Origin of the sequence: Rossellomorea sp. SC111 (assembly GCF_024733565.1) — a bacterium.
Taxonomy (GTDB): Bacteria; Bacillota; Bacilli; order Bacillales; family Bacillaceae_B; genus Rossellomorea.
This window is the reverse complement of sequence record NZ_JANIOC010000007.1, coordinates 136,253-148,664: the sequence shown is the minus strand read 5'-3', so window position 1 is coordinate 148,664 and position 12,412 is coordinate 136,253. Positions and strand designations below refer to the sequence as shown.

Here is a 12,412-nt window from a genome sequence, read left to right as displayed (position 1 = left end):
TTATTGCGTTATTTTCTCAATAATTGCGCCATTTGCCATTTATAGGAAAATGACCGAAACCCGTATCAAATTGCTAAAAACAGAGGACCGCTCCCAACTACTCACGCAGTTAAGAGCCGTCCCATCTTTACACAATATGATGCAGCTGTCTGGCCATTTTGGACAAATCGCGATAAACAGGGATCTTACTCGGATCGGCGTTCCCGCCACTGATGACGCAGCCCACCTTCTTACCCTGTACCTTGACTTTTTGACACATGGCCGCCGCCAAGGATGCGGCTCCCGCTCCTTCGACCAGGGTTTTCTCCCGTTGAAGCATGAACATGATGCTATAGGAGATTTCTTCATCGGTCACGGTGACCATATCGTCCACATACTTCCGGATGATCGGAAACGTAAGCTCTCCCGGCTTCTTGACGAGAATCCCGTCTGCAATGGTATGAACATGCTCAAGTGAACCTTTATTGCTTCCTGTAAAAAAGTTATACGTTGCCGGCGCCCCCAGTGCCTGCACACCAACAATTTGCACGCGGGGATTAAAGGCTTTCACGGCCAGTGCCATCCCTGCCAGCAGACCGCCTCCACCGACGGGGACGAGAATCATGTCTAAATCACTGAGCTGTTGAAGCATTTCCAGTGCGACTGTCCCTTGTCCAGCCATCACTTTATGGTCATCAAATGCATGAACATACGTCGAGCCTTTTTTGATTTTCTCCTCAAGCGCTGCCCCGTAGGCTTCCTGATAGGTGTCTCCTGTCAAAACGATTTCAGCTCCGTAATGTTTCGTTGCTGCAACTTTAGTAGAAGGCGTCCGCTTTGGCATGAAGATTTTTGAAGGGACCCCGCGCTTAGAAGCAGACAGTGCCACTCCTTGGGCATGATTTCCTGCAGACGCAGCAATGATGCCCCTCCCCGCTTCTTCTTCAGACAATGACATGATTTTATTCATGGCGCCCCTTACTTTGAAGGAACCTGTCCGCTGCAGGTTCTCCATTTTCAAATAGATCTCTCCACCAGTGAACGCATTCAGCGTTGACGATTGCTTTAACGGTGTTCGATGCACCTGATGACTGATTCTTTCCATTGCTTCTACCACTTCAGTGTTATCCATTAAATTCCCAAGTCACTCACCTCATATTTTTTTTCGTAGTTTTTGATATCTTTACCGTAATGCAAAGTTAAATCGATTTCATCCAGACCTTTCAGAAGCATCGTTTTCCAATAAGGATCAATGTCAAAGGAGACACGCAGCCCCTCAGAATCACAGATAGTCTGGTGCTCAAGGGACACTTCAATTTTATATAAATCCACTTGACTCTCATTCTTCATGAGGGCATCGACTGTTTTATCATCCAACTGAATCGGCAGGATTCCATTCTTTAAACAATTATTATAAAAAATGTCCGCGAAGCTCTTCGCGATGATCACCTGAAATCCATAGTCCTGAAGGGCCCATGGCGCATGTTCCCGAGAAGACCCGCATCCGAAATTCTTTCCGCCGAGAAGAATCTCAGATTCCCGGTATTTTGGGGTATCCAATAAGAAGTCATGTCTCAGGGTCTTCCCGTCGTCTTCAAACCGCCAATGGTAAAATAGGTACTGACCGAAGCCTTTACGCTCGATCCTTTTCAAAAATTGTTTCGGTATGATTTGATCCGTGTCTACGTTGTCTCTCCTGAGAGGAAATACACTTGCTTCCACATGATTGATTGCCACCCTTTTCACCTCCTATGAAATCGGCATTTTTTCAAGCTTACGGACGTCAGTCAATTTTCCGGTCACGGCAGCCGCTGCTGCCATGGAAGGACTCAATAAATGTGTTCTTGAACCATTCCCCTGCCTGCCCTCAAAGTTCCGGTTGGAAGTCGATGCACAGCGTTTACCGGGTGGAACGATGTCGTCATTCATGGCCAGACACATGCTGCAGCCCGCTTCCCTCCATTCAAAACCAGCTTCTTTAAAGATCGTATCCAAGCCTTCCTCTTCTGCCTTTTTCTTCACTTTAAACGAGCCGGGCACAACCAAAGCGGTGACGCCATGCTTAACCGTATGTCCTTTCACCACTTCAGCCGCCGCTCTCAGGTCACTCAACCGTGAATTCGTACAAGAACCGATAAATACATAATCAACCTCGATATCCTCGATTCTCATTCCGGCGTCAAGCCCCATATAATGAAGCGCCCGCTCCACCCCTTCCCTTTCAGAAGGGTCCCCGTACTCATCCGGGTGAGGGACGGACCTTGAAATCCCGGCACCCATCCCCGGGTTCGTCCCCCATGTCACATGAGGTTCGATTTCTTCACCCCTCACCTCGATTCTATGATCATAGGTGGCGTCACGATCGCTTGTAAGGGATTTCCACTCTTCCTTGCACTGTTGGAACGATTTGTTCTTAGGAAGGTATTCCCGGCCCTCTAAATAGTCAAAGGTCGTTTCGTCGGGACTGATCAATCCGGCTTTCGCACCTGCTTCAATGCTCATATTACAGACGGTCATTCTTTCTTCCATGGACAGCTTGCGAATCACGTCTCCCGTGAATTCGATGACATATCCGGTTCCAAATCCTACTCCATAGGTGGAAATGATGTTCAGGATCACGTCTTTTGCCGTGACACCGAATCCAAGTTCCCCGGACACTTCGACTTGAAGGGTCCGGGGCTTCGATTGCCAGAGTGTCTGGGTCGCCAGTACATGCTCCACTTCACTCGTCCCGATCCCAAAAGCGAGTGCTCCGAACGCTCCATGGGTTGAAGTATGGCTGTCTCCGCACACGATCGTTTTCCCTGGTTGGGTCAGACCCAGTTCAGGACCGATGACGTGGACGATTCCTTGATCGGGATGATGGATGTCGGCAAGGGCGACGCCGAATTCTTCACAGTTTTTCTTCAACGTTTCCATTTGCAGTTTGGCGATCTCATCCCTGACAATGTGACGCTCTCTTGTCGGAACGTTGTGGTCCATGGTCGCGTACGTCAGGTCCGGTCTCCGCAGCTTGCGATCTTTCAGGCGCAGCCCCTCGAATGCCTGGGGGGACGTTACTTCATGTACAAGGTGAAGATCGATATACAATAAATCCGGCTTGCCCTTTTCCCTGTGTACGATGTGTTTTTCCCATATTTTTTCGATTATATTTTTCCCTGCCATGAACTCCCTCCTGGTTTGGTAAGATATTATTTCAATGAAGAGCGTGTGGTCATTGATTTCCGCTCCGGTCACCTTCGTTTTAACATGGTGAAATTCTCTATTACAAGTACGCTGCCAGGATGGAAGAAAGGGCATGATCCGCTTCCAGACGCTCTACGACCAGTTGACTCATGGCACCTGTCCCGACAACGGTTCCACGTCCCATCGTCCACAGGTCTCCTGTCCGGTAGCCTGCATTGAGAACTTCCTGGACCCCCATTTCGATCATTTCCGCTTCTTCTTTCAAGCCGAAGGAATGGCGCAGCATCATGGCAACCGATAGGATCATAGCCAGTGGATTGGCTTTTCCTTTTCCGGCGATATCAGGGGCTGATCCGTGAACGGGTTCGTATAGCCCGAATGAGTCCCCTCTTAAACTGGCGGAAGGAAGCATTCCAAGTGAGCCTGTGATCATGGAGGCTTCGTCGCTCAGGATATCCCCGAACATGTTCTCGGTCACGAGCACATCGAATTGTTTCGGCTGGTACATCAGCTTCATCGCTGCGACATCCACAAGCATGTGTTCGACTTCTACATCCGGGTATTCAGTCGCCACTTCATTCACGACTTCCCGCCACATTCGACTGGTTTCCAGAACGTTTGCCTTGTCGACGGACGTTAGTTTTTTCTTGCGCTTCTGAGCCAGCTTGAATGCCTTGTGAACGATCCGTTCGATTTCACTTTTTTCATATACCAGGGTGTCGATGGCTACTTCATCCCGTTTTCCCTGGCGACCGGACGGCTGACCGAAGTATAATCCTCCCGTCAGCTCTCTGACAATCACCAAATCTACTTCTTCCACAATCTCCCGTTTGAGCGGGGATGCCTCCAGTAAACTTTCAAATGCCTTCACCGGGCGCAGATTCGCGAAAAGGTCGAACTCTTTGCGGATGGCCAGGAGCCCTTTTTCAGGACGGATTTCTTTCGGAAGGTGCTCCCACTTCGGTCCTCCGACTGCCCCTAATAGAACGGCATCGCTCTCTTTACAAAGCTTGATTGTTTCAGGAGGTAATGGTGTACCGAAGCGATCAACGGCCGCTCCGCCGATGAATCCTTTCTCCACTTCGAATTCATGGCCGAACCAATCACCCACTGCCTTCAGTACTTCTAATGCCCCGTCCATAATCTCTTGACCGATACCGTCTCCTGGTAGTACAGCGATTTTTTTCTTCATTAGAATTACCTCCTGTTTTTGGATTTAGGAGGAGCCTTGAAATTCAAGGCTCCCGCTGTTTATAAGCTCGCTTCCACTGCTTCTTTCTCTCTCATGTGTGATCGCTGTGCCGACCGGTTAACAGCATTTAAATACGCTCGCGCAGATGCTTCCAATACATCCTGAGCTGTTCCGCGTCCGCTTGTATTTTCTCCTTCATACTCCAGTCGGACATACACTTCGGCGAGGGCATCACGGCCGCCGCCCACTGAGTTGATTTTGTAATCCAACAGCCTGGACTGGCCTGGGAGGATTTTTTCAATGGTATTGTAGATGGCTTCCACGCTCCCGGATCCCGTTGATGCAAGGCGGGTTACGTTTCCGTCCTCAAACTTCAATTCGATCGTGGCCGTCGGGATATTGTCCATGCCGTATTGAACCTGCATTCTTTCCAATGTAAACCCGACACCTTCAGTCATTTCCGTCTGCTTATTCGTCAAGATGCTGAAGAGATCTTCATCGACGATTTCCTTCTTCTTATCAGCCAGATCCTTAAATGCATGAAATGCATCATTAAGCTTCTCATCTGAAAGTTCAAAGCCTAATTCAATCACCTTATTCTTAAAGGCGTGACGTCCGGAGTGTTTTCCCAGAACCAGGCGGGTTGCATTCACTCCAATCAGTTCAGGGGTGATGATTTCATACGTTGTTTTTTCCTTCAGCATACCGTCCTGATGAATACCTGATTCATGAGCGAAAGCATTATCGCCTACAACCGCTTTGTTAGCCGGTACCCTCATCCCCGTCAGCTTGCTGACAAGAGAGCTTGTTTTCTTGATTTCATCCAGCTTCAGTCTGGTCGTGGCTCCGTAAAAATCTTCACGGATCCGAAGGGCCACCGCCACTTCTTCCAAAGCAGCATTCCCGGCACGTTCACCGATTCCATTGATGGTTCCCTCAATTTGATCGGCTCCGTTTTCAATGGCTGCAAGGGAATTGGCCGTCGCCATACCAAGGTCATCATGGCAGTGTGCCGATAGCTTTACCCCGTCGATATTCGGAACATTTTCTCTTACGTATCGAAACAATTCACCGTATTTATGAGGGGTGATATACCCCACCGTGTCAGGAAGATTAATGACGGAAGCTCCTGCATCAATGACCCTTTCCATGATCTTTACTAAAAAGTTGAGATCCGACCTGCACGCGTCTTCCGCCGACCACTGAACCACCGGGAAATATTTCTTCGCGTACTGAACGGCCTGGACGGCTGTATCGATGACCTGATCCGGTGACATCTTCAGCTTATGGGTCATGTGGATGGGCGACGTTGCAAGGAAGACATGCAGCCTTGGTTCGGCCGTTCCTTTAAGGGATTCCCAAACGGCATCGATGTCCCGCTGCTGTGCCCGTGCAAGCCCCGTTACCGAGCTGTTCTTGATGGTGGAACCAATCCGCTGCACGGCATCGAAATCCCCTTTTGAAGCTGCAGGAAATCCAGCTTCAATGACGTCCACTCCCAGTCTCTCCAGCTGTCTCGCCACCTCGATCTTTTCAATCGTATTAAGATTTACGCCCGCTGACTGTTCTCCGTCCCGTAGAGTTGTGTCAAAGATCTCAATGGTTCGCACTCGCTACCACTTCCTTTTCTTTAGTTGAAGGTTTCTGTACAAATGGCATCATTTTACGAAGCTCTCTTCCAACGACTTCAATCGGGTGCTGACTTTCACGATGATTGATAGCGTTGAATTCCGGACGGTTCGCCTGATTCTCCAGGATCCATCCCTTCGCAAATTTTCCTGTTTGGATATCCGTCAATACTTCCTTCATGCGGGCTTTCGTTTCTTCGTTCACGACCCGTGGACCTGAAACGAAATCTCCCCATTGAGCCGTGTCAGAGATCGAATAGCGCATTCCTTCCAATCCTTGTTCATACATCAGGTCGACAATCAGCTTCAACTCGTGTAAGCACTCGAAATAGGCGACCTCTTTCTGATAACCGGCTTCGACCAGCGTTTCGAATCCTGCTTTGACCAGGGATGTCACCCCTCCACACAGGACTGCCTGTTCCCCGAATAGATCGGTTTCCGTTTCTTCCTGGAAGGATGTTTCCAAGATTCCTGCACGTCCTGCGCCTACCCCTTTTGCATACGCCAGCGCCAGTTCTGCGGCTTGACCTGAAGCGTCTTGATAAACCCCGAAGAGTGCTGGCACCCCTGCTCCTTCTTCAAATGTCCTTCTTACCAGGTGTCCCGGTCCTTTAGGTGCTACCAGGAATACATCCACATCTTCCGGAGGGACGACTTGATGGAAATGGATATTGAATCCGTGTGCAAATGCGAGTGCTTTGCCTGATGACAGGGCCGGCTTGATTTCTGCCTCATACACTTTCGGCTGATGCTCATCCGGAAGGAGAACCATGATGACGTCCGCCTGTTCACATGCTTCCCGTACGGTGTAGACATCAAAGCCGTCTTTTTCCGCCTGGTCCCATGACTTTCCTTTTCTCAATCCCACTACAACATCAAATCCGCTTTCCTTCAGATTTTGAGCATGTGCGTGACCTTGTGAGCCATAACCGACGACCGCTACTTTCTTCCCTTTTAAAACCTCTTCCTTCACATCTCCGTTATAATATACCTTTACCATTTCCCTCATCCTCTCCATTTTTTGAATAATTAGTTTTTTATAAATGTGGAGCTTCTAATTCACAATTGAATACTGTTTCAGGTCTGTGACCGACTTTCCATTTCCCCTGGCGAATGCCGTGATGCCTGTTCGGGCAATTTCTTTGATCCCATAAGGCCTTAATAGGTCAATGATCGCTTCTATCTTGGAGGTTTCCCCCGTTACCTGGACGGTTACGCTGTCCCTTGCCACATCAATGATGGCAGCTCTGAACGGTTCCACGATTCCGTTGATTTCCGACCTGGTCTGCCCTGTACTCAGCACCTTGATGAGTGCGAGCTCCCTGGCGACGACACCTTGATCTGTGATGTCGGAAACCTTGAGGACATCGATCTGTTTATGGAGCTGTTTTAACAGCTGCTCGATTTTGCGATCGTCTTCTACATTGACGACAAAGGTCATCCTTGAAATTCCTTCCGTTTCTGTATATCCGACGGAAATGCTTTCGATATTGAACTGACGCTTTGTAAACAATCCGGTCACCCGGTTCAAGACACCGCTCCGGTTATGAACAAGTGCCGTTACAATCCGTTTCCTCATGGTTTCACCCCTAACATTTCGTGTAATCCTTTTCCTGGAGCCACCATCGGGTAGACATTTTCCTTCGGGTTCACCCAGCAATCGATGAGCACCGGTTCATCACTTGTTAAGGCTTCTTTTAAAACAGAATCGACTTCCTCCTGGGTCTTCACTTGATACCCCTTGATCCCATATGATTCGGCCAGCTTCACAAAATCAGGCTGGGTGGAGAACACTGATTGTGAATACCTCTTTTCGAAGAATGTTTCCTGCCACTGTCTCACCATTCCAAGTGTGCCGTTATTGAGGAGGACCACTTTAACGGGAAGGTTCAGCTCTTTCAGGAGAACAAGCTCCTGGAGAGTCATCTGGAATCCCCCATCTCCTACAAACGCAACCACCGTATTGTCGGGATTGGCCAGCTGTGCCCCGATGGCTGCGGGGAATCCGAATCCCATCGTTCCAAGTCCTCCGGATGTGACCCAGTTATTCGGCTTTTTAAAAGAATAGTATTGGGCCGCCCACATTTGATGCTGTCCAACATCGGTTGTGACGACGGCTTCCCCATTCGTCATTTCGTACACCTGCTCAATCAAACGCTGAGGGGATAACACATCATGAGCCTGGTTATACCAGAAAGGATATTCCCTTTTGTATGACTTAAGATGCTGATGCCAGGCATCAAAATCAGGCTTCTCGGGCTCATGCTGGAGGAGTCTGGCAAGCGCCTGTTTCGCATCGGCCACGATCGGGATCTGGGTTTCAACGTTCTTCCCGATCTCAGCAGGGTCGATGTCGATATGCACCACTTTGGCCCTTGGTGCAAAGGTAGCAAGATTCCCGGTTAACCTGTCATCAAAACGGGCACCGATATTAATGAGCAAGTCACATTCATGGATGGCCATATTACTTGCATAACACCCGTGCATCCCTGCCATGCCAAGAAACAGGGAATGGTCTGCCGGGAATCCCCCTAATCCTAATAAGGTGTGGATCACCGGGATGTCATATTGTTCAGCGAAGGTCTTCAATTCCTCTGTGGCCTTTCCGTGGAGGACTCCCGCACCCGCTAAGATGACGGGCTGATTCGAAACCTTGATCGCATCCACCAGTTTTTTGATTTGGAGGGGATTAGGTTGGAAATTAGGCTGATATCCAGGGAGATCCATCTCCACTTCATGAACGGGATACGCTTGCTGCAGAGTCAAATCTTTCGGAATATCTACGAGTACCGGTCCCGGCCTGCCCGTTGACGCAATGTGAAAAGCTTCCTTCACAATCCTCGGTAAATCTTTGAGATCCCGCACCTGGTAATTATGCTTTGTAATCGGCATCGTAATGCCTACCACGTCCGCTTCCTGGAATGCGTCGGTCCCGATCACCCCTGAAGCGACCTGCCCCGTAAAAACGACCAGAGGCAAGGAGTCCATCATGGCATCAGCGATCCCTGTCACGAGATTCGTTGCACCGGGTCCTGAAGTGGCGATGACCACACCCGGTTTTCCCGATACCCTGGCGTATCCTTCCGCCGCGTGGATGGCTCCTTGCTCATGACGGGCGAGTACGTGCTTGATCGGGGCTTTGTAAAGAGCATCGTAAATCGGCAAGACCGCACCTCCAGGGTATCCAAAAAGAATCTCAACCTTTTCCTCCTTCAACGACTTCATGAGCATATCAGCACCGTTTACATATTCCGCCAGTTTCTGTGAAGCCAGTTCTGCCTCAACTTTTGCCCTCATTGCCTATCTCTCCTCTCCTTTTTGAATTGCTATGATTGATTTTCCCCTGAACGTTTTTCATCAAATTATTCAAACAAAAAAGACCTTTCCACCCACTACGACAGAGTTCATCTTTCGCAGGGGCGAAAAGGCCTTATTTCCTTTCCACGGTACCACCCTAGTTCAGAGATGCCAAAGCATCTCCCTTTGCAGGCTGATCGGTTTCACCAGCCTTTGTTTTTGTAACGAGTATCATCTACTCGATCGTTCCTACTTACACGGTTCAGAACGATACTCAGAGGGGATGTCGGTATTGGTTGTATTACTGGTTTGCAGCACCACCAGCTCTCTGAAAATACAGTTCCCAATCCTTTTACCTCTTCAACGCTTTCACTTATTCCGTTTTCAAGATTCCACCTGTACTAGCTGATGTTACAAGTTTGGCATATCTTGCAAGATACCCTTTTTTGATTTTCGGAGGAGGCTGTACCCACTCCTGTTGTCTGAACTTCAATTCTTCTTCAGAAACCATAAGGGAAATCGTCCGGTTCGTGAGATCAATGAAGATGGGATCTCCATTTTCCACCACGCCGATCGGCCCTCCTTCAGCTGCTTCAGGGGAGACATGCCCGATTGAAATGCCCCGGGATGCTCCTGAAAATCTGCCGTCTGTCATGAGTGCGACTTGCTTCTCAAGCCCGCGTCCTGCAATGGCTGCCGTCGGTGCCAGCATCTCCGGCATTCCCGGTCCGCCCTTTGGACCTTCATATCTGATAACGACAACATGACCTTCTTTTACTTCTCCGCTTTCGATTCCGGCAAGGGCCTCATCCTGTGATTCATATACAATCGCTTCGCCCATGAATGTTTTAATGGATGGGTCGACTGCCCCTACCTTGATGACACCGCCATTTGGAGCAATATTCCCGAAAAGGACGGATAATCCTCCGACTGGACTGTGGGCATCTTCCCTGCGGCGGATGACATCATCATTTTGAATATGAGCATCCTTCACATTTTCATAAAGGGATTTTCCAGTAACGGTGATGCGGTCTTTGTGTACGGCTCCCATTTCACACAACTCTTTAATGATGGCGCTGACCCCTCCAGCATTGTGAACATCCTGCATGGAGTAATCGGATGCCGGGCTTATCTTGGATAAATAGGGAACCCGTTCAGCGACTTTATTGATCCGATTGATGTCATAGTCGATTTCCGCCTCATTGGCAATCGCGAGGGTGTGGAGGACGGTATTCGTTGAACCGCCCATCGCCATATCCAAGGCGAATGCGTCATCGATCGTGTCCTTCGTTATGATATCTCGTGGCTTGATATCTTTTTTCACCATTTCTACAAGATGTTTCGCTGCGTCCTTGATCAATTTGTGCCGTTCTTCGGAGGTGGCTACGATCGTCCCGTTCCCCGGTGGAGCCATTCCTAGCATTTCCATCAAGGAATTCATGGAATTCGCCGTGAACATCCCAGAACATGATCCGCAAGTCGGACAAGCATTGGCTTCAATGTCGAGAAGTTGTTCCGCCGTCATCCTTCCTGACTGATGAGCTCCAACCCCTTCGAATACAGATACGAGGGACAAAGGCTTTCCATCGCTCGAAACACCTGCTTCCATCGGGCCACCCGATACAAAAACGGAAGGGACATTGGTTCTGACTGATGCCATCAGCATTCCCGGTGTGATCTTGTCACAGTTCGGAATGTAGAACACTCCGTCGAACCAGTGAGCGTTGATGACGGTTTCTGCTGAGTCGGCGATCAGTTCCCTACTCGGGAGTGAGTACCTCATCCCGATATGACCCATGGCGATTCCGTCATCGACACCGATCGTATTGAATTCGAACGGGATTCCCCCCGCTTCCCGGATCGCTTCTTTCACCACCTGGGCGAATCCGTTTAAATGCATATGACCGGGTATGATGTCGATGTAAGAGTTACATACCCCGATAAATGGTTTTTCCATGTCTTCGAGCTTGACTCCCGTCGCATATAGTAAACTGCGGTGGGGAGCCCGGTCGATCCCTTTCTTGATCATGTCACTTCGCACGTCATCACCTCCAACTTAGCCGACTTGAGCATTTTGTTTGTAAACTTTTCTTCCATCCTGCGTGACAGTGTTTCTGAATTCCTGCAATAATTGATTCGTATACTTCCCAGGTTTTCCGTCTCCGATGACACGTCCATCAACTTTTACAACGGCGATGACTTCAGCGGCTGTCCCTGTTAAGAACACTTCATCTGCTGTATATACATCATGCCGGGTGAAAACTTCTTCTTTCATCACGAAACCTGATTTTTCGGCGATTTCGATGATGGCATTCCGCGTGATCCCTTCCAGTGCCCCTACATATCCTGGCGGCGTAAGGATTTTCCCTTTTTTCACGATGAAGATGTTATCCGCAGATCCTTCTGCTACATATCCCTGATCGTTCAACATCAACGCTTCGCTTACGCCTGCAAGATTTGCTTCGATTTTAACGAGAATATTATTTAAGTAGTTTAATGATTTGACTTTAGGTGAGAGAACATCCGCACGATTTCTCCGGCTAGCAACGGTAACGATATCAATGCCTGTTTCGTATAAGCTTTTAGGGAAAAGGGCCAGCTGTTCTGCGATGACGATGATCTGTGGCTTTCTACAAGTGAATGGATCCAATCCCAAGTTTCCAACACCCCTGGAGATGACCACCCGTATGTAGGCATTTTCCAGCTGATTTTTTTTCAATGTATCAACGATAATGTCGCTCATCTCATCTTTAGATAGCTCAATGTGCAACATGATGGATTTGGCAGAGTCATAAAGGCGATCAACATGTTCTTCCAGACGGAACACGTTCCCATCGTACATTCGAATCCCTTCGAACACTCCATCTCCATATAGAAAACCATGGTCGTACACAGATACAACTGCGTCTTCCTTTTTTACGTATTGCCCGTCTAAGTAGATCCACTGTTCGTTCATGTTAATCATTCCTTTCCCGGTTGAAATTTATTTGATTATTCAGAAATTTATTTTTGCAACGAAAGTACGTTGACTGTAAGCCTGTTGAAAGGGGGCTGAATCGGTTTATGACTGCCGCTTCCCGCCGGCTCAGGTTTTTATATTGAGGACAATATTACTCCCGTTTCACAGGAA

The 12,412-nt window shown here is 48.8% G+C and carries 10 protein-coding genes and 1 other annotated feature; all 10 genes read right to left on the bottom strand.

Annotation, left to right across the window (positions count from 1 at the left end):
• Window positions 1-127: 127 nt before the first annotated feature.
• The 10 genes from ilvA to ilvE all read right to left on the bottom strand — a co-directional run bounded on the left by ilvA (window position 128) and on the right by ilvE (window position 12,238).
• Window positions 128-1,084 carry a threonine ammonia-lyase gene (gene ilvA / locus NQ095_RS11030; RefSeq protein WP_258263517.1) on the bottom strand — a complete coding sequence of 319 codons (957 nt, stop codon included), beginning with the start codon at window positions 1,082-1,084 and terminating at the stop codon, window positions 128-130.
• A gap of 26 nt (window positions 1,085-1,110) precedes the next feature.
• Window positions 1,111-1,716, bottom strand: a complete 606-nt coding sequence (gene leuD, locus NQ095_RS11025) for a 3-isopropylmalate dehydratase small subunit (RefSeq protein WP_258263516.1) — start codon at window positions 1,714-1,716, stop codon at window positions 1,111-1,113.
• A 12-nt stretch (window positions 1,717-1,728) separates the two neighbouring features.
• Window positions 1,729-3,144: a 3-isopropylmalate dehydratase large subunit gene (gene leuC, locus NQ095_RS11020; protein ID WP_258263515.1), complete on the bottom strand. Its 1,416-nt coding sequence runs from the start codon at window positions 3,142-3,144 to the stop codon at window positions 1,729-1,731.
• Between the two features lie 100 nt (window positions 3,145-3,244).
• Complete coding sequence (leuB, locus tag NQ095_RS11015) at window positions 3,245-4,357, bottom strand: 3-isopropylmalate dehydrogenase (RefSeq protein ID WP_258263514.1); 1,113 nt, start codon at window positions 4,355-4,357, stop codon at window positions 3,245-3,247.
• Between the two features lie 59 nt (window positions 4,358-4,416).
• Window positions 4,417-5,967, bottom strand: a complete 1,551-nt coding sequence (locus NQ095_RS11010) for a 2-isopropylmalate synthase (protein WP_258263513.1) — start codon at window positions 5,965-5,967, stop codon at window positions 4,417-4,419.
• Window positions 5,954-6,985, bottom strand: coding sequence for a ketol-acid reductoisomerase (gene ilvC, locus NQ095_RS11005; RefSeq protein WP_258263512.1), 1,032 nt, complete (start codon window positions 6,983-6,985; stop codon window positions 5,954-5,956). Before ilvC ends, NQ095_RS11010 begins: the two co-directional genes overlap by 14 nt.
• 54 nt (window positions 6,986-7,039) lie before the next feature.
• Window positions 7,040-7,564 carry an acetolactate synthase small subunit gene (gene ilvN, locus NQ095_RS11000; protein ID WP_034761039.1) on the bottom strand — a complete coding sequence of 175 codons (525 nt, stop codon included), beginning with the start codon at window positions 7,562-7,564 and terminating at the stop codon, window positions 7,040-7,042.
• Window positions 7,561-9,282, bottom strand: a complete 1,722-nt coding sequence (ilvB, locus tag NQ095_RS10995) for an acetolactate synthase large subunit (RefSeq protein ID WP_258263511.1) — start codon at window positions 9,280-9,282, stop codon at window positions 7,561-7,563. Before ilvB ends, ilvN begins: the two co-directional genes overlap by 4 nt.
• Before the next feature lie 115 nt (window positions 9,283-9,397).
• Window positions 9,398-9,655: a binding site (T-box leader), on the bottom strand.
• The gene (gene ilvD, locus NQ095_RS10990; protein WP_258263510.1) at window positions 9,656-11,323 is read right to left on the bottom strand and encodes a dihydroxy-acid dehydratase; all 1,668 of its coding nucleotides are present in this window, start codon (window positions 11,321-11,323) and stop codon (window positions 9,656-9,658) included. It abuts the feature before it with no gap.
• 15 nt (window positions 11,324-11,338) lie between these two features.
• Window positions 11,339-12,238 (bottom strand): branched-chain-amino-acid transaminase, encoded by a 900-nt coding sequence (gene ilvE, locus NQ095_RS10985; RefSeq protein WP_258263509.1) that lies wholly within the window; start codon window positions 12,236-12,238, stop codon window positions 11,339-11,341.
• Window positions 12,239-12,412 lie beyond the last annotated feature (174 nt).